At 59.5% G+C, this 21,743-nt stretch carries 22 protein-coding genes; 16 read left to right on the top strand and 6 right to left on the bottom strand.

Features of this window, described 5'->3' with window-relative positions; all coding sequences use genetic code 11:
• The first annotated feature begins 22 nt into the window (after positions 1-22).
• Both BLU63_RS01480 and BLU63_RS01475 read left to right on the top strand, forming a co-directional pair.
• Positions 23-1,333, top strand: coding sequence for an MFS transporter (locus BLU63_RS01480; RefSeq protein WP_010461785.1), 1,311 nt, complete (start codon positions 23-25; stop codon positions 1,331-1,333).
• 60 nt (positions 1,334-1,393) lie between these two features.
• A complete protein-coding gene (locus tag BLU63_RS01475; protein ID WP_010461783.1) occupies positions 1,394-2,197 on the top strand; it encodes an IclR family transcriptional regulator in 804 nt (267 codons plus the stop codon).
• On the opposite strand, the gene BLU63_RS01470 is transcribed toward BLU63_RS01475, so the two are convergent.
• Entirely contained in the window at positions 2,194-3,246 is a 1,053-nt protein-coding gene (locus tag BLU63_RS01470) for an NAD(P)-dependent alcohol dehydrogenase (protein WP_010461781.1), read from the bottom strand. The two genes, BLU63_RS01475 and BLU63_RS01470, sit on opposite strands and share 4 nt — an antisense overlap.
• A gap of 190 nt (positions 3,247-3,436) precedes the next feature.
• Between BLU63_RS01470 and BLU63_RS01465 the strand changes: the two genes are divergently transcribed.
• Positions 3,437-4,327: an AraC family transcriptional regulator gene (locus tag BLU63_RS01465; protein WP_010461779.1), complete on the top strand. Its 891-nt coding sequence runs from the start codon at positions 3,437-3,439 to the stop codon at positions 4,325-4,327.
• A gap of 100 nt (positions 4,328-4,427) precedes the next feature.
• On the opposite strand, the gene BLU63_RS01460 is transcribed toward BLU63_RS01465, so the two are convergent.
• Positions 4,428-6,092 (bottom strand): electron transfer flavoprotein-ubiquinone oxidoreductase, encoded by a 1,665-nt coding sequence (locus BLU63_RS01460; protein ID WP_010461777.1) that lies wholly within the window; start codon positions 6,090-6,092, stop codon positions 4,428-4,430.
• Positions 6,093-6,641: 549 nt separating this feature from the next.
• On the opposite strand from BLU63_RS01460, the gene BLU63_RS01455 reads away from it, so the two are divergent.
• From BLU63_RS01455 to BLU63_RS01410, 10 genes are all read left to right on the top strand, one after another.
• The gene (locus BLU63_RS01455) at positions 6,642-7,391 is read left to right on the top strand and encodes an electron transfer flavoprotein subunit beta/FixA family protein (RefSeq protein ID WP_010461775.1); all 750 of its coding nucleotides are present in this window, start codon (positions 6,642-6,644) and stop codon (positions 7,389-7,391) included.
• Positions 7,392-8,321 carry an electron transfer flavoprotein subunit alpha/FixB family protein gene (locus BLU63_RS01450; protein WP_083374740.1) on the top strand — a complete coding sequence of 310 codons (930 nt, stop codon included), beginning with the start codon at positions 7,392-7,394 and terminating at the stop codon, positions 8,319-8,321.
• Positions 8,322-8,400: 79 nt separating this feature from the next.
• Positions 8,401-9,225: a substrate-binding periplasmic protein gene (locus BLU63_RS01445; protein WP_010461772.1), complete on the top strand. Its 825-nt coding sequence runs from the start codon at positions 8,401-8,403 to the stop codon at positions 9,223-9,225.
• Between the two features lie 9 nt (positions 9,226-9,234).
• Positions 9,235-9,591: a DUF4398 domain-containing protein gene (locus BLU63_RS01440; RefSeq protein ID WP_010461770.1), complete on the top strand. Its 357-nt coding sequence runs from the start codon at positions 9,235-9,237 to the stop codon at positions 9,589-9,591.
• A complete protein-coding gene (locus BLU63_RS01435) occupies positions 9,588-10,400 on the top strand; it encodes an OmpA family protein (protein ID WP_077747974.1) in 813 nt (270 codons plus the stop codon). The genes BLU63_RS01440 and BLU63_RS01435 overlap by 4 nt, the downstream gene beginning before the upstream one ends.
• A gap of 201 nt (positions 10,401-10,601) precedes the next feature.
• Positions 10,602-12,041 (top strand): aminotransferase-like domain-containing protein, encoded by a 1,440-nt coding sequence (locus BLU63_RS01430; RefSeq protein ID WP_010461766.1) that lies wholly within the window; start codon positions 10,602-10,604, stop codon positions 12,039-12,041.
• A gap of 89 nt (positions 12,042-12,130) precedes the next feature.
• On the top strand, positions 12,131-12,622 hold the full coding sequence (locus BLU63_RS01425; RefSeq protein ID WP_083374739.1) for a translation initiation factor 2: 492 nt from the start codon (positions 12,131-12,133) through the stop codon (positions 12,620-12,622).
• 166 nt (positions 12,623-12,788) lie between these two features.
• On the top strand, positions 12,789-13,043 hold the full coding sequence (locus BLU63_RS01420) for a YkgJ family cysteine cluster protein (RefSeq protein WP_083374738.1): 255 nt from the start codon (positions 12,789-12,791) through the stop codon (positions 13,041-13,043).
• Between the two features lie 41 nt (positions 13,044-13,084).
• Positions 13,085-13,690, top strand: a complete 606-nt coding sequence (locus BLU63_RS01415; protein ID WP_083374737.1) for an START domain-containing protein — start codon at positions 13,085-13,087, stop codon at positions 13,688-13,690.
• Positions 13,691-14,075: 385 nt separating this feature from the next.
• Positions 14,076-16,169, top strand: coding sequence for an LTA synthase family protein (locus BLU63_RS01410; RefSeq protein ID WP_010461762.1), 2,094 nt, complete (start codon positions 14,076-14,078; stop codon positions 16,167-16,169).
• Between the two features lie 61 nt (positions 16,170-16,230).
• Here BLU63_RS01410 and BLU63_RS01405 read toward each other — a convergent pair whose 3' ends face one another.
• Positions 16,231-16,389 (bottom strand): DUF3309 family protein, encoded by a 159-nt coding sequence (locus BLU63_RS01405; protein ID WP_169858239.1) that lies wholly within the window; start codon positions 16,387-16,389, stop codon positions 16,231-16,233.
• 280 nt (positions 16,390-16,669) lie between these two features.
• On the opposite strand from BLU63_RS01405, the gene BLU63_RS01400 reads away from it, so the two are divergent.
• From BLU63_RS01400 to csrA, 3 genes are all read left to right on the top strand, one after another.
• Positions 16,670-17,485, top strand: coding sequence for an SDR family oxidoreductase (locus tag BLU63_RS01400; protein ID WP_010461756.1), 816 nt, complete (start codon positions 16,670-16,672; stop codon positions 17,483-17,485).
• A gap of 64 nt (positions 17,486-17,549) precedes the next feature.
• A complete protein-coding gene (locus tag BLU63_RS01395; RefSeq protein WP_077747972.1) occupies positions 17,550-17,882 on the top strand; it encodes a YnfA family protein in 333 nt (110 codons plus the stop codon).
• Between the two features lie 144 nt (positions 17,883-18,026).
• Positions 18,027-18,212, top strand: coding sequence for a carbon storage regulator CsrA (csrA, locus tag BLU63_RS01390; RefSeq protein ID WP_010461752.1), 186 nt, complete (start codon positions 18,027-18,029; stop codon positions 18,210-18,212).
• A 5-nt stretch (positions 18,213-18,217) separates the two neighbouring features.
• On the opposite strand, the gene BLU63_RS01385 is transcribed toward csrA, so the two are convergent.
• From BLU63_RS01385 to ngg, 3 genes are all read right to left on the bottom strand, one after another.
• Complete coding sequence (locus BLU63_RS01385) at positions 18,218-18,445, bottom strand: YheU family protein (RefSeq protein ID WP_010461751.1); 228 nt, start codon at positions 18,443-18,445, stop codon at positions 18,218-18,220.
• Between the two features lie 194 nt (positions 18,446-18,639).
• Positions 18,640-19,830, bottom strand: coding sequence for an osmoprotectant NAGGN system M42 family peptidase (locus BLU63_RS01380; protein ID WP_010461749.1), 1,191 nt, complete (start codon positions 19,828-19,830; stop codon positions 18,640-18,642).
• Between the two features lie 161 nt (positions 19,831-19,991).
• Positions 19,992-21,740, bottom strand: coding sequence for an N-acetylglutaminylglutamine synthetase (gene ngg / locus BLU63_RS01375; protein ID WP_083374736.1), 1,749 nt, complete (start codon positions 21,738-21,740; stop codon positions 19,992-19,994).
• Positions 21,741-21,743: the final 3 nt, after the last annotated feature.

Raw genomic sequence — 21,743 nt, 5'->3', positions numbered from 1 at the left:
AACATAAGAAGAGGCATTCCCCATGCAACCGCAAACCCTTACCGGGCAGGCGTCGTTGGTGGCGCCCAGCCGCAAGCGTTTTTTCATCATGGTGCTGCTGTTCATCACCGTGGTCATCAACTACCTCGACCGCAGCAACCTGTCCATCGCCGCCCCCGCGCTGACCAGCGAACTGGGCATCGACCCGATCCACGTCGGGCTGATTTTCTCGGCCTTCGGCTGGACTTACGCCGCTATGCAAATCCCTGGCGGATGGCTGGTGGATCGGGTGCCGCCGCGCATCCTTTACAGCGTTGCGTTGCTGCTATGGTCAATCGCCACCGTCATGCTCGGCTTCGCCGCCAGCTTCATCGCACTGTTCGTGTTGCGCATGGCAGTCGGTGCCCTTGAAGCGCCGGCGTATCCGATCAACAGTCGGGTGGTGACCACCTGGTTCCCCGAACGCGAACGCGCCACGGCCATCGGTTTCTATACCTCCGGACAGTTCGTGGGATTGGCGTTCCTGACGCCGGTACTCGCCTGGCTGCAGCATGAGTTTGGCTGGCACATGGTGTTTGTCAGCACCGGTGCGGTCGGTATTCTCTGGGCGGTGATCTGGTACGCGGTGTATCGCGAGCCACGGGACTTCAAAGGTGCCAACGACGCCGAAATCGAGCTGATCCGCGAAGGTGGCGGGCTGGTGGATATCCAGGCCGAGCAAGCCAAGGTCAAGGCGAAATTCAGCTGGACCGACCTCGGCATCGTTCTGACCAAACGCAAGTTGTGGGGCATCTACCTCGGTCAGTTCTGCCTCAACTCGACGCTGTGGTTTTTTCTGACGTGGTTCCCGACCTACCTGGTGAAATACCGTGGCATGGACTTCATCAAGTCCGGCCTGTTGGCGTCGCTGCCGTTTCTCGCCGCCTTTATCGGCGTGCTGTGTTCCGGGTTCTTCTCCGACTTCCTGATCCGTCGCGGCTACACCGTGGGCTTCGCGCGCAAGTTGCCGATCATTGGCGGCTTGCTGATTTCCACCTCGATCATCGGCGCCAACTTTGTTGAATCGACACCGCTGGTGATTGCCTTCCTCGCGTTAGCGTTCTTCGGTAACGGGCTGGCTTCGATCACCTGGTCGCTGGTATCAACGCTCGCTCCGGCGCGGTTGCTCGGATTGACCGGCGGGGTGTTCAACTTCATCGGCAACCTGTCGGCGATTACCACGCCGATTGTCATCGGTTTCCTGGCAACCGGTGATTCATTCGCCCCGGCGATCACCTACATCTCGGTTCTTGCATTGATTGGCGCGCTTTCCTACATCCTGCTGGTCGGCAAGGTCGAGCGTATCAAGTTGTAGTGGCAGCCATCGGGCGACCATAATGCCGCCCGTTCACTCGCTCAACGGTAAAGGCTGGATATGCAGGAAGACGCCCCAAAAATCGCCAAGGACGCCGCGCCGACCGGCACTCAGACACTGCTTCGTGGCCTGGGTGTGGTTCAGGCCGTGGCCAGCGGCGCCCGCGATCTCAAGGAAATCGCCCGGTTGATCGGTACGACGCGCAGCACCACCCATCGTCTGGCCAGTTGCCTGGTGGACGAGCGTTACCTGCGCGTGGTGCCGCAAGTCGGTTACCTGCTGGGGCCGAAGCTGATCGAGCTGGGTTTCCAGGCGCGTGAAGAGTTGCCGCTGGTGACTCTGGCCGGGCCGTATCTGGACGAGTTGTCGGCGTTGACCGGCGACACCATTCACCTGGCGATTCGTGAAGGCGACGAGGTGCTGTACCTGCACAAGAATCCGGGGCGCAATGGCCCGGAAATGCGCTCGCGGGTCGGCCATCGCATGCCGTTGGCGCGCACCGGGATCGGCAAGGCCTTGATGCTGGATGACTCGCAGGAAGAATGGCAACGGCTGTACGAAGTCAGCCTGCCGGCGGGTGGGAAAAATCTGTTCTGGCCGCTGCACCCGGAGCAGTCCTGGGAGCAGTTTCAGCAGCGCATGGTCGAATACGTGGCCGGCGGTTATGCCTTCGATCTGGAAGATAACGAACCGTCGATTCGCTGTGTGGCGGCGCCGATCCGTGATGCCAGTAAACGAATCGTCGCCGCCATCAGCATCGCCAGCACCGTGCCGTACATGCCGCTGGAAAAAATGGCCGAGCTGATTCCCCTGATCAAAGGGGTCACGGCCCGGCTCTCGGCAGAACTCGGCGCGAAGGTTTAGACCTTCAACGTCGCCATGTCGATGACGAAGCGGTACTTCACGTCACCGGCGATCATGCGGGTGTAAGCCTCGTTGATCTGGCGGATGTCGAGCATTTCGATGTCGCAGGTGATGTTGTGCTCGGCGCAGAAATCCAGCACTTCCTGGGTTTCGGCAATGCCGCCGATCAGCGAGCCGGCCAACACGCGACGGCTCATCACCAGTTTGCCGGCGTGGACCGGTGGATCGACCGGTTCGATCAACCCCACCATAATGTGCACGCCGTCGAAACGAAGCGTATCGAGGTAGGGATTGAGGTCGTGCTGCACCGGAATGGTGTCCAGCAGGAAGTCGAAATGTCCTGCGGCGGCCTTCATCTGTTCGGCATCGGTGGACACGATCACGTGGTCCGCCCCTTGACGACGACCTTCTTCAGCCTTGCTCGCCGAGCGGGTGAACAGCGTGACTTCCGCGCCCATCGCCTTGGCGAACTTGATGCCCATGTGGCCGAGGCCGCCCATGCCGAGAATCCCGACCTTGTCGCCGGCCTTCACGCCGTAGTGCTTTAGCGGCGAGTAAGTGGTGATGCCGGCACAGAGGATCGGCGCGGCACTGGCCAGGTCGAGTTTCTCGGGGATGCGCACAACGAAATGCTCGCTGACCACGATGCTGTCGGAGTAGCCGCCCATGGTGTTGCTGCCATCGACCCGGTCCGGGGTGGCGTAGGTCATGGTCGGACCTTCGAGGCAGTATTGCTCGAGGTTGGACCGGCAGGCTTCGCAGCTGCGGCAAGAATCGACCATGCAACCGACGCCGACCAGATCGCCGACTTTATGTTGGGTGACGTTCGCACCTATCGCTGTCACTTTGCCTACGATCTCGTGGCCGGGCATCAACGGGTAAACGGCAATGCCCCACTCGTTGCGGGCCTGATGGATGTCGGAATGGCAGACGCCGCAGTAGAGAATATCGATTGCCACATCGTCGGCCCTTGGGCTGCGGCGTTCGAATTTCACGGGGGCGAGGGGAGTGGTAGCCGACTGGGCGGCGTATCCGATGGCGGTGTACATGGTGAACCTCGCAAAAGCAATGACAAGTGAGGCGGCGCATTTTGGGCGCCGTGCCTGCCACGGGCCATGGCGATTCCTCCGGGTGTCATGCCTATTCCTCCGGCATCAGCGTTCGTCTGATCAAATGGGCGATCAGACCTGCGATGATGCTTTCATACCTTTTTCCGCGACTTTTTTGTGAAGATTTCTCATGTTGTTAACCCGTCATCTTGATGCGAATGCCACGCTGGTTTCGCTGATCGAGCCCCTGACCACTCGCGATGGTTTCGCTCCTACGGCGTTGCCGGGCGTCCAGGTTTTACGGGCCAGTCGCGATGTGGCCCGTGGTCCGCAGATCTACGAGCCGAGCCTGGTGATCATCGCCCAAGGCAGCAAACTGGCGTATTTGGGGCCGCGCACGCTCGAGTACGGCGCCGGGCACTACCTGATTCAGGCATTGCCGGTGCCGTTTGAGTGCGAAACGTTTTCGGCGCCGGATGGGCCGATGCTCGGGGTGTCCATCGCCATCGACCGAGTGTTGCTCGGTGAGTTGGTGTTGGCCATGGGCCTGGTGCCGGGGCGCACGGTTCCTGCGCAAACACTGGAGTCCATGACGTCGGCGGTGCTCGACGATGCGATGCGTGGTTGCGTGGAGCGGCTGTTGCGTTGCCTGCACGATCCGCTGGAATGCCAGGTCATGGGGCCGGCGCGGTTGCGGGAATTGTTGTTCGTCGCGTTACGCGGTCCGCAAGCCGATGTGTTGCGTGCGCTGGTGGAGCAGCAAGGGCAGTTCGCCCGGATTGCAGCCTCGCTCAACCATCTGCACGGGCATTTCACCGAGCCGTTGAATGTGGAAACCCTGGCCAGTTGCGCGAACATGAGCGCGTCGACCTTCCATGAGCATTTCAAGCGCAGCACGTTGTTGTCGCCGGTGCAGTATTTGAAGCGCTTGCGCTTGCTCAAGGCGCAGCAGTTGTTGCTCGCCGAGGGGTTGGGCGTGGCGCAGGTGGCGCATCGGGTCGGGTATCAAAGCACGTCGCAGTTCAGTCGTGAGTACAAGCGCTACTTTGAGCGTAATCCGGGGGATGAGCGCGCTGCCTGAGTGGGTAATGGTTCCTCCTACAGGGGGATTATGGTGTGGGGTAAATGGCGGGCAACAAAAAGGCCCCCATTCCGGGAGCCTTGATGTTCAGGCGTTCGGCTTACATGTTCGGGTAAGTCGGGCCGCCAGCACCTTCCGGCGCCACCCAGGTGATGTTCTGTGCAGGGTCCTTGATGTCGCAGGTCTTGCAGTGAACGCAGTTCTGGGCGTTGATCTGGAAGCGCTTCTCGCCGTCTTCCTTGGTCACCACTTCGTACACGCCGGCCGGGCAGTAACGCTGGGCAGGCTCATCGTACAGCGGCAGGTTCTTGGCGATCGGAATGCTCGGATCGGTCAGCTTCAGGTGGCACGGCTGCTCTTCTTCGTGGTTGGTACCGGAGATGAACACCGAGCTGAGTTTGTCGAAGCTGATCTTGCCGTCCGGTTTCGGGTAGTCGATCTTCTTGCAGTCGGCCGCCAGCTTCAGGCAAGCGTAATCAGGTTTGGTGTCGTGCAAGGTGAACGGCAGTTTGCCGCCGAAGATGTTCTGGTCGAGCCAGTTGAAACCACCGCCGACGATGGCGCCGAACTTGTGGATTGCCGGGCCGAAGTTGCGGCTGGCGAACAGTTCGTCGTAGAGCCAGCTCTTCTTGAAGGCGTCGACGTAAGTGGTCAACTCTTCGGTGCCGTCTTTTTCAGCGAACAGCGCCTCGGCCACGGACTCAGCGGCGAGCATGCCGGATTTCATGGCGGTGTGGCTGCCTTTGATCTTGGCGAAGTTCAGGGTGCCCAGGTCGCAACCGATCAGTGCGCCGCCCTTGAATACCATCTTCGGCAGCGAGTTCAGGCCACCTTTGCAGATGGCACGAGCGCCGTAGCTGATGCGCTTGCCGCCTTCCAGGTACTGCTTGAGCACCGGGTGATGCTTGAGGCGCTGGAACTCGTCGAACGGCGACAGGTAAGTGTTGCTGTAGGAGAGATCGACGATCAGACCGACGACCACCTGGTTGTTTTCCAGGTGGTAGAGGAACGAGCCACCGGTGTTCTCGGTGCCCATGATGTCCATCGGCCAACCGGCGGTATGGACCACCAGGCCTGGCTGATGCTTGGCCGGATCGACTTCCCAGATTTCTTTCAGGCCGATGCCGTAATGCTGGGCGTCGGCTTCGCTATCGAGGTTGAAGCGCTTGATCAGCTGCTTGCCGATGTGGCCACGGCAACCTTCGGCGAACAGCGTGTACTTGCCACGCAGTTCCATGCCAGGGGTGTACAGGCCTTCTTTCGGTTGGCCTTCACGGTCAACGCCCAGATCACCGGTGATGATCCCGCGAACCACGCCGTTCTCGTCGAACAGCGCTTCCTGAGCGGCGAAGCCTGGGTAGATTTCTACGCCCAGGTTCTCGGCCTGCTGGGCCAGCCAGCGGCACAGGTTGCCCAGGGAGATGATGTAGTTGCCATCGTTGTGCATGGTCTTGGGCACAAAGAAGTCAGGAATTTTTTGCGCGCTGTCGGCGTTTTTCAGAACGAAGATGTCATCGCGGGTCACTGGTGTGTTCAGCGGGGCGCCGAGCTCCTTCCAGTCCGGGAACAATTCGTTCAGGGCGCGGGGTTCGAAGATCGCGCCGGACAGGATGTGTGCGCCGACTTCGGAGCCTTTTTCGACCACGCAGACGCTGATTTCCTTACCGGCTTCAGCAGCCTTCTGCTTCAAGCGGCAGGCGGCGGAAAGACCCGCGGGGCCGGCACCGACGATGACCACGTCGAATTCCATGTATTCGCGTTCCACAGGTTATCTCCTACTCAAGGCTCAACAGTTTTTTTTCTAATTGGAGGTTTGGTGTCGCATCCATGAATTCCTGCGCAATGCGCGGAACAGGACAATCGTATGACCACCTTTCTCTCTGGGTGGCGCATTATATCTACACCACTCCTAGCGTCCAATACAAACGTTTGTTTGAATTGGCTCAAAGCCAGAGAAATCAAAGTCACGCGGCTTATGAACGGCTATTTTGCCGTATTGACCGGAATAGGCGTTCCGGTCAAGATACGGTCGGTTTTGCGCTCGCCGTAGGCTGACTGTTGGGTTCAAGAGCACCTCTAAAGACAGGGCGATGGCAGTACAGGGTGATGCGCAGCGCAGTTTTGGTGCGCAGTTTACACGCCGCGATAATGAATGACTCGTCGGTCACCACTGACGAACGGTCATCACGCCTCGTGAGCAAGGTTCACTCGATACACCTGCCAGCGTTTTTAGAGGTGCCCTTGCGCCGATGAGCATCAAACCGCCAGGTTCGCCTAGGCGACTTTCTTTTCACCGGAGAGTAACGAGGAATCCATGAAGGTTCTTGTAGCTGTCAAACGCGTTGTGGATTACAACGTCAAGGTTCGCGTCAAGGCGGACAATTCCGGCGTCGACCTCGCCAACGTCAAGATGTCGATGAACCCGTTCTGCGAAATCGCAGTGGAAGAAGCCGTGCGCCTGAAAGAGAAAGGCGTTGCGACTGAAATCGTCGTCGTCTCCATCGGCCCGACCACCGCTCAAGAGCAACTGCGCACAGCGCTGGCTCTGGGTGCTGACCGCGCCATCCTCGTCGAATCCGCTGAAGATCTGACTTCCCTGGCCGTTGCCAAGCTGCTCAAGGCTGTTGTCGACAAGGAACAGCCTCAGCTGGTGATCCTTGGCAAACAAGCCATCGACAGCGACAACAACCAGACTGGCCAGATGCTTGCTGCATTGAGCGGCTACGGTCAGGGCACCTTCGCTTCGAAAGTCGAAGTGTCCGGCGACACCGTTGCCGTGACCCGCGAAATCGACGGCGGCGCGCAGACGGTTTCCCTGAAACTGCCGGCCATCGTCACCACCGACCTGCGTTTGAACGAGCCGCGCTACGCGTCCCTGCCAAACATCATGAAAGCCAAGAAGAAGCCTCTCGAAGTGCTGACTCCGGACGCTTTGGGCGTTTCCACCGCCTCCACCAACAAGACCGTGAAAGTCGAAGCGCCAGCTGCACGCAGCGCGGGTATCAAGGTCAAGTCGGTGGCTGAACTGGTCGAGAAACTGAAAAACGAAGCGAAGGTAATCTAAATGACTATCTTGGTTATTGCTGAACACGACAACAAAGTAGTGGCCCCGGCCACGCTGAATACCGTGGCTGCCGCTGCCAAAATCGGCGGTGACATCCACGTTCTGGTTGCCGGCCAGGGCGTTGGCGCCGTGGCTGAGGCCGCTGCGAAAATCGCTGGCGTGGCGAAAGTGCTGGTGGCCGACAACGCCGCCTACGCTCATCAATTGCCGGAAAACGTCGCGCCGCTGGTAGCCGAGCTGGGCGCTGGTTACAGCCATATCCTGGCTGCCGCCACTTCCAACGGCAAAAACATCCTGCCGCGCGTTGCCGCTCAGCTGGACGTTGACCAGATCTCCGAGATCATCTCGGTCGAAAGCGCTGACACGTTCAAGCGCCCGATCTACGCCGGTAACGCCATCGCGACCGTTCAGTCGAACGCTGCAGTGAAAGTGATCACCGTGCGTGCCACCGGTTTCGACCCTGTGGCTGCTGAAGGTGGTTCGGCGTCGGTTGAAGCCGTTGCTGCTGCCCATGATGCTGGCACTTCCAGCTTCGTTGACGAAGAACTGGCCAAGTCCGATCGTCCAGAACTGACCGCTGCCAAGATCGTCGTTTCCGGCGGCCGCGGCATGCAGAATGGCGACAACTTCAAACACCTGTACGCCCTGGCCGACAAGCTGGGCGCTGCCGTGGGTGCTTCCCGCGCCGCGGTCGACGCAGGTTTTGTACCCAACGACATGCAGGTCGGTCAGACCGGCAAGATCGTTGCTCCACAGCTGTACATCGCCGTCGGTATCTCCGGCGCGATCCAGCACCTGGCCGGCATGAAAGACTCCAAAGTGATCGTTGCGATCAACAAGGACGAAGAAGCGCCGATCTTCCAGGTGGCCGATTATGGCCTGGTGGCTGACCTGTTCGAAGCCATCCCCGAGTTCGAGAAGCTGGTCTAATCCAGTCGCTTGACTTATAAAGAGCCCGACCTTTTGGTCGGGCTTTTTTTTGTTCCGGATTTGAGTGGAGAGTGTTGCCATGGATTTGCGTCGCGTGGGTGGCTGGTCATTACTGCTGGGGCTGACGGTGCTGCCGGCGCTAGCCGTGGCGGCAGGCAAGTGCGAACGCCTGGTGGTGACCGGAAGCCCGGACGCGCCGCCGTACTTGTGGCAAGACCCGCAAAACCCCAAGCACCTGATCGGCGCCAGCGCAGACCTGTTGCAACACGTGGCAGGGGAGTTGGGCATCAAAGTCGAACTGCTTTACGCCGGCAAGCGCGCCCAGGCCCTGGACGAAGTGCGCAGCGGACGCATGGACATGCTGGCCGACGCGCCGTTGACCGTCAGCGAGCTGGACACCCTGGATTACATCCATCCGCCGTTGCTGGAAAACGACTATCTGGTCTGGACCCGAAAAAACTCGGCATTGGTCTATAACCAGGCGCAAGACCTTCACGGCCATCCGGGTGCCGTGTCGGAAAAGTCTCGAATGACCCAGGCATTCGGCACTTTCGCCGACCAGCAATTGACCCTCGTGCGTACCCCGAACCTGACCCAGGCCTTTCAGAAACTGCTGCTGGGCGAGGTGGAGTTTGTCCTCGCCGGACGCTACTCGGGCATGGCCGCCGCGCAATCGCTGAGCATGGCCAACGACCTGATCGCTCTTCCCCAACCGGTCGACAAACCTGGCCTGTTCCTCGCGGTTTCCCATAACTCCGCCTGCAACGATCCGTGGTTGCGCGGACAGCTGGCCAAAAAGATGACAGAATTGCCCGCGTCCGGACTGACGGAAAGCGTGCTGCAACGCAATATCGAGCGTTGGACAGCGCAGCAACAGCAACCCGTCAGTACCCCAAAACAGTAGGGATTTTTAGTGAGTATTCGACCTCTTTTCGCTGCCCTGGCCGTTCTGGCTCTGGCGGGTTGTGCAGCCGATCCGGCGCCGAATGAACAAATACGCTTGACCGAACAGGCGCTTGAACAAGCCAAAGCCGTAGGCGCCACCGCCGCCGACGTGCCGGAACTCAAATTGGCCGAAGACAAGTTTTCCCGTGCCCAGGGCGACATGACGGATCAGTCCTACAGGCATGCGCGCATGCGGGCCGAGCAGGCTGAACTGGACGCGCGTCTGGCTGAAGCCAAGGTGCTGACCCTCAAGAGTGAGGAGCAGTTGAATGTGCTCAATACCCGCATCACTCGCCTGCGCAAGCAGCTGGGAGATGCCCAATGAGCCTCAAGTCCAAAGCACTCGGCGGATTGATCCTCGCAGGTTGTGCAAGCCTTTACGGCTGCGCCGGCCAACACAGCGAAACTGCATTGCAGCAGGCCGGGACTGACTTCCAGAAGGTCAAGGAAGACTCCAACGTGCTGCGAATCGCGCCCAAGGACGTGATTCGTGCCGGTGAATCCCTCGCCCGTGCTGATCGTCTTTCCAGTTACTGGGGCAGCGGTTCGGATGTGGTGCATTACGCCTACCTGAGCCAGCGCTACAGCGAAATTGCCCGTGAGCACACCAATCAGGTGCTCAACGAAGAGCGCGCGGCGAAGCTCGAACTGGAACGTCAGCGCCTGCAACTGGCCTTGCGCGAGTCCAAATTGCTCAGCGTGCAGCAGCAAGGCAAGTGGCTCGAAGAACAGATTGTCGCCCTGGCAACCACCCAGACCGACCGTGGCCTGGTGATGACCCTGGGCGACGTGCTGTTCGACACCGGCGAAGCGGAGTTGAAGAATTCGGCGAACCGCGTGGTCCTGAAGATCGTGCAGTTCCTGCAGCTCAACCCCAAGCGCGTGGTCCGTATCGAGGGCTACACCGACAGCACAGGCGGCAAGCAGGACAACCTCAAGTTGTCCCGTGACCGTGCGCAATCGGTGGCGAACGTTCTGATGGACCTGGGTATCGACGACAAACGTATCAAAGTCGAAGGCTACGGCGATGAATACCCGGTGGACGTGAATGCTTCCGAGCGTGGTCGTGCACAGAACCGTCGGGTGGAAATTGTGTTCTCCGACGAAAAAGGCCAGCTCGGCGCCGCCCGCTAAGGGCTGCGTTACTGGAAAACCCGGCCTGCCTGACAGCGCCGGGTTTTTTTGCGCCTGCCAATTGGCTCTCAAAACAGTACAGTTTTTGCTGACACTGCACTGTACGGTCGACTATTGTGGCAACTGTCCCAGTACACTTCTAAACTGTTCCGGTATTGTTTCACACAAGAATAAAATGCCCGTGAAATCGAGTGCTGCGTCATGACCAATCTCTTGCTCTACCAACGTATTGCTCAGCAACTGGCCGAAGATATCCGTCGTGGTGTCTATCAACCGGGGGAACGCGTGCCTTCGGTGCGCAAGATGAGCTCGCAGCTCAACGTCAGCCATGCGACTGTTTTGCAGGCTTACGCCAATCTCGAGGATCAAGGGCTGATCCGCGCCCGGCCGCAGTCGGGTTACTACGTGCACCAGACGCCGGCCCTGACGGCGCCCACGCCGGACATCGCCCGGGTCGAGCGGCCCGGCCTGGTCACCCGTAGCAGCATCATTCAGCAAGTGCTGGTCGAATCTCGCCGCGAGGGTGTTTTTCCCTTGGGCGCAGCGGTGCCGAGCGTCGATTATCTGCCGGTCCGCGCCTTGCACCAGCAATTGGCAAAAGTCACCCGTTTCCATAGCCCGCGTGCCTTCAGCTACATGTTCAGCCCCGGTTTTGAACCGTTGCGCCGGCAGGTGGCGATCCGCATGCGTGATGCCGGCGTGGTGGTCGATCCGTCCGAAGTGGTGATCACCCACGGTTGTGTCGATGCATTGCAGATGTCTCTTCGCGTGCTGACCCGGCCGGGCGACCTGATCGCCGCCGAATCGCCGACTTATTACGGTTTGCTGCAATTGGCCGACTTGCTGGGTCTCAAAGTCATCGAGATCCCCAGCGACCCGGCGACTGGCATGAGCCTCGAAGCCCTGCAATTGGCGGCCAACCAGTGGTCGATCAAGGCGCTGGTACTGACCACGCGTCTGAGTAATCCACTGGGCGGTACCATGCCCGAAGAGCGGCAGAAACAACTGCTGCGCCTGGCCTCGGATTTCGATATCCAGATCGTTGAAGACGACATCTACGGCGAGTTGATGTTCGAACAAGGCCGGACCAAATCGCTCAAGGCCTACGATCGGCTGGATCGGGTGATTTATTGCTCGAGCTTCTCCAAGACCCTGTCACCGGGCGTGCGGATTGGCTGGATGATTGCCGGCAAATACCAGCAAGAGATTCAGCGTTTGCAAACGTTCAGCACGCATTCGGCGTGCAGCGTCACGCAGATGGGCATCGCCGCGTACCTGGAGAATGGCGGTTACGACCGTCACTTGCGCTACATCCGTCAGGAATACCGCAAGAACCTGAGCGCCTTCCAGTTGGCCGTGCAGCAGTATTTCCCGGAAGGCACGCAGATGACCCGGCCCACCGGCGGTTTCATTCTGTGGGTCAGTCTGCCGGGGCGGGTCAACACTCAGGAACTGCATGTGCGTGCGTTGCAGCAGGGCATCAGTATCGCGCCGGGGCTGATTTTCAGTAACACCGAGCAGTTCAATCACTGCATCCGCCTGAACTGTGGAACGCCCTGGAACCGTGAAGCCGAGCGCGCATTGATGACCTTGGGAATGTTGGCGACTCAGCTGTGCCAGGAGACGACCAGCGGTTTCTGACAAGTGCGTCGGTCGTTTCGTACACGTGCTTGTCATGTTGCGTACAACAGGCGAGCATATGGCCCTCTGCCGTTAGCGTCGTTGGTTCCATGAAACCGATTTTTCCTGCCGCCTGCCTATCGATCTGCCTCCTTGTGACCGTTAATGTCCAAGGCGTCATGGCGGCTTCGACTCAGGAAAAGCCGGCAGCCAGCGCAACAACGTCGAAAAAACCGGTTGCCGCGAAGAAAACTACTGCGGTGAAAAAAAACGTCGCGCCAGTCAAAAAGAAACCGGCTGTGCTGAAAAAGCGGCCGCCGATTGCTTCAAAGTCTAAATCGGCCCGAGAAGTGGCGAAGACTCAACTCCCTTCCGCCGACCTGGACCTGAGCCTGCCTAAAGATTTGGTCGAAGAGCTGAAACCGATCGGTACGGTCCCTATGCCACGACGCGACTCCGTGTTGCCGGAGATGTTCGGTGACAAGAACAGTCAATTTCAGCTCAACGGCCGGCTGCTCAGCAACGAAATGCAGTTGCAACTGCGCAATGAAGAGCGCCGGGACGTCGAAGGCGCAGCGCTGGATTTCGAGTTCAAACAGTAAATCTGCACTGATTCGTGACCCGCGACCCAGACGCTTTGTCGGAGACTGGTCAGTCACGTTCGTTTGAGCGTAAAAACCCCGGTCCAGGTAATTTAAAACAGCTGTTTTAGCGGTTACTCTGTGCCCCGTCCATTAACACATCACCCGACGCGAGGAGCTTGTCGTCATGAAATGCCGTGAAGGCTGTGGCGCCTGTTGCATTGCCCCTTCCATCAGTTCACCGATTCCCGGCATGCCCAATGGCAAAGCCGCTGGCGAACGTTGCATCCAACTGTCTATCGATAACCTGTGCAGCATTTTCGGCGATCCACAACGTCCTGCCGTATGTTCGGCGTTTGAAGCCGACGTGGAAGTCTGCGGAAGCAGCAGTGACGAAGCGATCAAGCTGCTGGGATGGTGGGAGCAGATGACGGCTGCATGATGTGTCCTGAGAACGGAACTTCAACAATAAGGAATAAGACTATGGGTTCGCTGCATCGTATGGCTGTGCTGTGTGGTTTGACGGTGGTGCTGGCCACCACGGCTGCACAGGCCGAGGACTGGAAAGTCGCCAAGAATGAAGACGGCATCAAGGTGTCCCTGAGTGAAGTGGCCGGTTCCGATTACAAAGCGTACCAGGGTGTCACCCTGATGAAGACCACCATGGCCAAATTGCGCGCGCTGCAGGAAGACGTGGCAGGCGCCTGCACTTGGATTCACGACTGCAAGACCCAGAAGCTGCTCAAGCAGGAAGGTGATCAGAACTGGACCTACACCCAGTTCAATACCCCGTGGCCGGTGACTCCGCGTGATTCGGTGTTGCATATCACCACCACCGAAGGCGCCGACGGCAGCCTGACCCGCAAGCTTGAAGGCGTGCCGAAGTACGTGGCTGAGGAAAAGGGCTTCGTGCGAGTCACCAAGGTCGATGGTTTCTGGAAGTTCGTCCCCAAGGGTGACCAGATCGAAGTGACCTACCAGGTGCACACCGAGCCAGGCGGCAGCATCCCATCAATGGTCGCCAACAAGTTCGTGGTCGATGCGCCATTCAACACGCTCAAGGCCCTGAAAGAGCGCGCCGAGAAGTAATCGCACGCTGTTTCATGAAGCGCCCCGACCTCTCGGGGCGTTTTTTATTGGGCAATCGTCAGTTATGCGCAATCCATGTGGGAGCGAACCGGCTCGCGATAGCGGTTTCTCATCCGAAAGAGGTGTCGACTGATCCACCGCTATCGCGAACAGGCCGGCTCCCACAGGTATATTTTGTTTCCGGATATACGTTGCACAAAATTTTCACAATGCCTCCAAGACAATTCGCCCGCGTCAGCCTGCCGGGCACTAATCAATGGCAATGCTGCGGGTGATCGTGCAACATTTGCGCACCGCGCAAGCCCCGGGGCCGTGAACTGGCCAACAGAGGGCAGGGCGCCGCTTTATTTTTGAAACTTCAACTTCCAATGGGTCCTAAAACGACATGGCAAACCCGGACGCCCTGAGTCAGCAGCGAGCTTCAAGTCGCCTGCTGCAACCGACCGTCAAATCGCACCTGGCCTACACGCTGCTGTGCGCCATGGTCATGATGGTCATGTTCAGCCTGCTGCGCGTTGCGCTGCTGGTCTACAACCGCGAAATGATCCAGGATTCACCCGCCTCGACCTTCATCGAGGCGTTCGCCAATGGTCTGCGTTTCGACCTGCGCCTGGTGGTCTACCTCTGCATTCCGCTGATTCTGGCACTGTTCAGCGCCCGGGCCATGGCCGCTCGCGGGTTCTTCCGCTTCTGGCTGACCATCGCAGCGAGCACCGCGCTGTTCCTGGGCCTGATGGAGATGGATTTCTACCGCGAGTTCCACCAGCGCCTCAATGGCTTGGTCTTCCAATATGTGAAGGAAGACCCGAAAACCGTGATGAGCATGCTCTGGTACGGTTTTCCTGTGGTTCGCTACCTGCTGGCCTGGGCTTTCGGCACGTTGATCCTGACCCTCGCGTTCAAGGGCGCCGACCGCGCGACCCGTCCTCGCGGCCCGTTCAGTGGCGGCAGCATCGGCGCGCGCCAGATCGCCCCGTGGTATACGCGAGGCGTCGTGTTCGTGGTCTGTCTGCTGGTTTGCGTGGTTGCCGCTCGTGGCACCCTGCGTCAGGGCCCGCCGCTGCGTTGGGGTGACGTCTACACCACCGATTCGAACTTCGCCAACCAGTTGGGCCTCAACGGCACCTTGTCGCTGATCGCGGCGGCCAAGAGCCGGATGTCCGAAGAGCGCGACAACATCTGGAAAGCCACGCTGGACCAACCAGTGGCTCAGCAGACCGTCCGCGATATGTTGCTGACCCCAAGCGACAAACTGGTGGATGGCGAAACCGCTGCCGTGCGTCGTAACTACTCTCCGGCCGCTGACAAGACCCTGCCGATCAAGAACGTCGTTGTGATCCTGATGGAAAGCTTCGCCGGTCACTCGGTGGGCGCGCTGGGTCGTCCGGGTAACGTCACGCCGTACTTCGACAAGCTGTCCAAAGAAGGCCTGTTGTTCGACCGCTTCTTCTCCAACGGCACCCACACCCACCAGGGCATGTTCGCCACCATGGCCTGCTTCCCGAACCTGCCGGGCTTCGAATACCTGATGCAGACCCCGGAAGGCAGCCACAAACTGTCCGGCCTGCCACAGTTGCTCAGCGCCCGTGACTACGACGATGTGTACGTCTACAACGGTGACTTCGCCTGGGACAACCAGTCGGGCTTCTTCAGCAACCAGGGCATGACCAACTTCATCGGGCGTAACGACTTCGTTAACCCGGTGTTCTCCGACCCGACCTGGGGCGTGTCCGACCAGGACATGTTCAACCGGGGTCTGGAAGAGTTGAAGGCCCGCGACGGCAAGGACAAAAAACCGTTCTATGCCTTGCTGCAAACCCTGTCCAACCACACGCCTTACGCCTTGCCGACGCCTTTGCCGGTCGAGCGCGTGACCGACCGTGGCAGCCTCAACGAACATTTGACCGCCATGCGCTACTCCGACTGGGCGCTGGGTCAGTTCTTCGAGCAGGCGCGTAAAGAGCCGTACTTCAAGGAAACCCTGTTCGTGGTGGTCGGCGACCATGGTTTCGGCAACGAGCAGCAGATCACCGAAATGGACCTGGGCCGATTCAACGTACCGATGCTGCTGATCGGGCCGGGCGTGCAGGAAAAATTCGGCCAGGTTGACCATACCGTGGGCACCCAGATCGACATCGTGCCGACCATCATGGGGCGTATCGGTGGCGACGTGATTCACCAGTGCTGGGGGCGTGACTTGCTGAACCTGCCGGAAGGCGACAAGGGCTTCGGCGTAATCAAGCCATCGGGCAGCGATCAAACCGTAGCGTTGCTGACCGCGGATCGCGTGTTGGTGCTGCCTAAGGAAATGCCGCCCAAGTTGTATCAGTACGAACTGGGCGCCAATTCGAAAGGCGAACTGATTCCGGCGTCGGCTGACGAAGCGGCCCTCAAGCAGAAACTCGAGTCGTTCATCCAGACGGCCACCAAGAGCCTGATCGACAACACCGCCGGTGTGGTTGACGGCAAGCCGGACTAAGTTTTCGGCGCAATAAAAAAGAGGCCCTTCGAGGGCCTCTTTTTTTTTGCCTGTTAAATCGTTATATCTTGCCAAGTAACAGCAGAATCAACAGCACCACCAACACCACGCCGATGATACCCGACGGGCCATAACCCCAACTTCTGGAGTGTGGAAAGACCGGCAAACCACCTACCAGCAGGAGAATCAGAATTACGATAAGAATTGTGCCCATGTCTATTTCCTTGTTGGAAGTGTTCTGGAATGACCTAGCTTTTAACTGTCAGTCGGACTGCAATAAACCCGAGCTGCTTACAAAATCCGACTGTCGCGTGCGTCGGAAAATTCCAAGTTTTTTTAATGTTTTTCGAAGAAAGCCTTATTTCGTTTTTGGCGGTGTTAGTTGATTCCGGCGCTCCCTCGGTTTGCTCGGACCATTCAGCAATCTGATGGAGCGTGGGTCGCGCAATGTCCTTCGCTACACTCAGCGCATCTTCCCCAGAACAACAAGGCTGTTTGCTATGCAAAATCGCATGATGATCACTGGCGCGGGCTCAGGCCTGGGTCGCGAAATCGCGCTGCGCTGGGCGCGTGAAGGCTGGCAGCTGGCCTTGTCGGACGTCAGCGAACCCGGTCTGCAGGAAACCCTGAAGCTGGTTCGCGAAGCGGGTGGCGACGGTTTTATCCAGCGTTGCGATGTGCGCGATTACAGTCAACTGACCGCTTTCGCCCAGGCCTGCGAAGAGAAACTTGGCGGCATCGATGTCATCGTCAACAACGCTGGCGTGGCCTCGGGCGGGTTCTTCAGTGAACTGTCCCTGGAAGATTGGGACTGGCAGATCGCGATCAACCTGATGGGCGTGGTCAAGGGCTGCAAGGCCTTCCTGCCGCTGCTGGAAAAAAGCAAAGGCAAAATCATCAACATCGCGTCCATGGCCGCTCTCATGCAAGGCCCGGCCATGAGCAACTACAACGTGGCCAAGGCCGGCGTAGTGGCCCTGTCCGAAAGCCTGCTGGTCGAATTGGCGCAACAGGAAGTGGGCGTGCACGTGGTCTGCCCGTCGTTTTTCCAGACCAACCTGCTGGATTCCTTCCGTGGCCCGACTCCGGCCATGAAAGCCCAGGTCGGCAAACTGCTGGAAAGTTCGCCGATCACCGCGACGGACATTGCCGATTACATCTATGAGCACGTCGCCGCCGGTGAATTCATGATCCTGCCCCACGAGCAGGGCCGCATGGCCTGGGCACTCAAGCAGAAGAACCCGCAACTGCTTTACAACGAAATGACCACCATGGCCGACAAAATGCGCGCCAAGGCCAAACAAAACGCAGGCTGAACTTGCCCGTGCGCAACACCGTCGTTAGGGTGGCCGCAACCGGTCATCCTTACGAGACGTGTGCATGCTCAATTACCTGTGGTTTTTCCTCGCGGCGCTGTTCGAAATCGCCGGCTGCTTCGCCTTCTGGATGTGGCTGCGCCAAGGTAAGAGCATGTGGTGGGTGGTGCCGGCGCTGCTCAGCCTGACGTTGTTCGCGCTGTTGCTGACCCGTGTCGAGGCGACTTACGCCGGTCGCGCCTATGCCGCCTATGGGGGCATTTACATCGTCGCCTCGATCGGTTGGCTGGCGGTGATCGAGCGAGTTCGTCCCCTGGGCTCAGACTGGCTGGGCGTGGCGCTGTGCGTGATCGGGGCCAGTGTGATTCTGTTCGGCCCGCGTTTCTCTGCTTCCTGAAGCGGCATTCAAACGATTTGTCAGACGTTTCCGTAAGGGGCATCTTCCTGCGCTGTAGGGCGGGACTGATTTGCCGCTGTTGCATTGAAGAGCGGCTGCGGGCCGGGCATCTTCGAGGGCCGGTAACCCTGAAGGATGAATGCCATGCTTGTACTCAGTCGCGTTGTGGGCGAGATGATTTCCATCGGTGACAACATTTCAGTGCGCATCATCGCCGTCAACGGAGGCAGCGTGCGCTTCGGTGTCGAAGCGCCACAAAACGTCAATGTGCATCGGGCCGAGGTCTACGATCGCATCCAGGTCAAACTGGCGAAAACCAAAAGACGCTGAGCGCCTCAGTCGAACAGGTGCTTGGGCACATCGTGCTTGAGCATCAACTGGCATTGCTCGCTGTCCGGATCAAAAACGATCAGCGCCTGGCCCTTGGTCAATGCCTGGCGAACACGCAATACGCGGGTTTCCAGCGGCGTGTCGTCACCATTGTCCGTACCGTCGCGGGTCACGAAGTCCTCGATCAGGCGGGTCAGGGTGTCGACTTCAAGTTGGTCGTAGGGAATCAGCATAGGCACCTCGGCTAAACAATGGCGCGATGCTACGGCGAATGATCGGTTGCGGCTAGCCCGGGACCTGATGTGGTACCTGATACACCGCCTTCGCGGGCAAGCCTCGCTCCTACAGGTTTCGTGCATCGACACATAACCAGTAGGAGCGAGGCTTGCCCGCGAAGGCGATCTCTCAGACGATGAAAAAGCCCGGGTCAGCTGTCTGTTCGTTGCCCCACCAGACTATCCACCGACGGCACCCGCGTATCGCTTTCCATCTGCGTGTCGTGCTCGATTTGATGACTGAACCGGTCCAGCGAGCCCTTTGCCGGCTGCGCATCACTGGCAAATACCGGCGGGCTCAGAATGTAGGCGCCGAGTAGACGACTCAGCGCCGCCAGGCTATCGATGTGCGTGCGCTCGTAACCGTGAGTGGCATCGCAGCCGAAGGCGAGCAGGGCGGTGCGGATGTCGTGACCGGCGGTGACCGCCGAATGCGCATCGCTGAAGTAATAGCGAAACAGGTCGCGGCGCACCGGCAACTCGTTTTCACTGGCTAACCTGAGCAAGTGCCGCGACAGGTGATAGTCGTAAGGCCCGCCGGAATCCTGCATCGCCACGCTCACCGCGTGTTCGCTGGAATGCTGGCCGGGCGCAACCGGCGCGATGTCGATGCCGACGAATTCGCTGACGTCCCAAGGCAACGCAGCCGCCGCGCCGCTGCCGGTTTCCTCGGTGATGGTGAATAGCGGATGACAATCGATCATCAACTCCTCACCGCTGTCGATGATCGCTTTCATCGCCGCCAGCAGCGCCGCTACACCCGCCTTGTCGTCGAGGTGACGGGCGCTGATGTGACCGCTTTCGGTGAACTCCGGCAGCGGGTCGAAGGCGACGAAATCGCCCACGCTGATCCCCAGGGAATCGCAGTCGGCGCGGGTGGCGCAGTAAGCGTCCAGACGCAACTCAACGTGATCCCAGCTGATCGGCAATTCATCTACGGCGGTGTTGAATGCGTGCCCGGAAGCCATCAGCGGTAACACGCTGCCGCGAATCACACCGTTGTCGGTGAACAGGCTGACGCGGCTGCCCTCGGCAAAACGACTGGACCAGCAACCGACCGGGGCGAGGGTCAGGCGACCGTTGTCTTTCACCGCGCGGACCGCGGCGCCGATGGTGTCGAGGTGAGCGGAGACCGCACGGTCCGGGCTGTTTTTCTTGCCCTTGAGCGTGGCGCGGATGGTGCCGCGCCGGGTCATCTCAAAGGGAATGCCCAATTCTTCAAGGCGTTCGGCGACGTACCGCACGATGGTGTCGGTAAAGCCGGTCGGGCTGGGAATGGCGAGCATTTCCAGCAGGACTTTTTGCAGGTAATTGAGATCCGGTTCGGGAATTTTGCTGGTCATGGAAACTCCTGATGAGTAAAGAACATCGATGGTTTCGATGAGGGAAAAGTTGGGTGCCTGACCTGGCGCCTTCGCGAGCAAGATTCGCTCCTACAGGTAATACGCGTTCCTTTGTAGGAGCGAGGCTTGCCCGTGAAGGCGTCAGTCCAGCCGACCCGTGACTAGGAAACTGCCGGCTGACTGTGCGGAAACAGCAAATCCACAAACCGCTCGGCCGTCGGCTGCGGTTCATGGTTGGCCAGCCCGGCGCGTTCGTTGGCTTCGATAAACACGTATTCCGGTTGATCGGCGGCAGGCACCATCAGGTCGAGCCCGACCATGGGAATGTCCAGCGCCCGCGCAGCCCGTACGGCGGCATCGATCAGGGTCGGATGCAAGATCGCCGTGACATCCTCCAGAACGCCACCGGTATGCAGATTTGCCGTACGCCTGACGAACAGATGCTCGCCGGCCGGCAGAATACTGTTGTAGTCATAACCCGCCGCCTGCAGCGTGCGCTCGGTCTCATGGTCCAGCGGGATTTTGCTTTCACCGCTGGTGGCCGCCTGCCGACGCCGACTCTGCGCTTCGATCAGCGCGCCGATGGAATGCTGACCATCGCCCACCACCTCGGCAGGCCGGCGAATCGCCGCGGCGACCACCTCGAAACCGATCACCACAATGCGTAAATCGAGACCTTCGTGGAAACTTTCCAGCAGCACGCGGCTGTCGAACTGCCGGGCTGATTCGATGGCTTGCTGAACCTCTTCAATCGTCCGCAAATCCACCGCGACGCCTTGACCTTGCTCACCATCCAAAGGCTTGACCACCACCCGCTCGTGCTCGTCGAGAAACGCCAGGTTGTCGTCGGCGTTGCCGGCCAGCTGCTGCGAGGGCAGGTTCAAACCGGCGGCCTTGAGCACTTTGTGCGTCAGGCTTTTGTCCTGGCACAGGCTCATGCTGATGGCGCTGGTCAGGTCGCTCAGGGATTCGCGGCAACGCACCCGGCGTCCGCCATGGCTGAGGGTGAACATCCCGGCGTCGGCATCATCGACGTGCACATCGATGCCGCGTCGATGGGCTTCCTCGACAATGATCCGCGCATAGGGGTTGAAATCGGCCTCAGGCCCAGGACCCAGAAACAGCGGCTGATTGATGCCGTTCTTGCGCTTGATGGCGAAGGTCGACAGGTTGCGAAAACCAAGCTTGGCGTAGAGACTTTTCGCCTGCCGGTTGTCGTGCAACACCGACAGGTCCAGGTAACTCAGCCCACGGCTCATGAAGTGTTCGATCAAATGCCGCACCAGCACTTCACCGACGCCGGGCCGCGAACAGTGCGGATCGACCGCCAGGCACCACAGGCTGCTGCCGTTCTCCGGGTCGTTGAACGCCTTGTGATGGTTGAGGCCCATGACGCTGCCGATGATCGCGCCGCTGTCTTCATCTTCGGCCAGCCAATACACCGGGCCGCCCTGATGTCGCGGCGTCAGCAAATTCGCATCAATGGGCAACATGCCGCGCGCCTGGTACAGCTGATTGATCGCCTGCCAATCAGTCTCGCTTTGCGCCCGGCGAATGCGAAAACCGCGAAACACCCGGGTTGACTGGCGGTAATCGCTGAACCAAAGACGCAAGGTGTCGGAAGGGTCGAGGAACAGTTGCGCCGGCTCCAGCCCCAACACTTGCTGGGGGGCGGCCACGTACAAGGCGATGTCGCGCTCACCGGGCTGCTCGTTGAGCAACTCTTGCGCCAGGCTCGCCGCGTCCGGGAAGGTATGGCCGATCAGCAACCGGCCCCAGCCGCAATGCACCGCAATCGGCGCCGCGCCCAGTTCACTGCCGTCTTCGGCCAGCCGTGCCTGCAAACGTTCATAGGAGGGGGACTGACCGCGCAACAAGCGTTGGCTGTAAGCCGTGGCGTGGGGTTTCATCGA

The sequence above is a fragment of the Pseudomonas mandelii genome (assembly GCF_900106065.1).
Lineage (GTDB): Bacteria > Pseudomonadota > Gammaproteobacteria > Pseudomonadales > Pseudomonadaceae > Aquipseudomonas > Aquipseudomonas mandelii.
The sequence above is the reverse complement of the archived record's forward strand: the minus strand, read 5'-3'. Positions and strand labels throughout refer to the sequence as shown.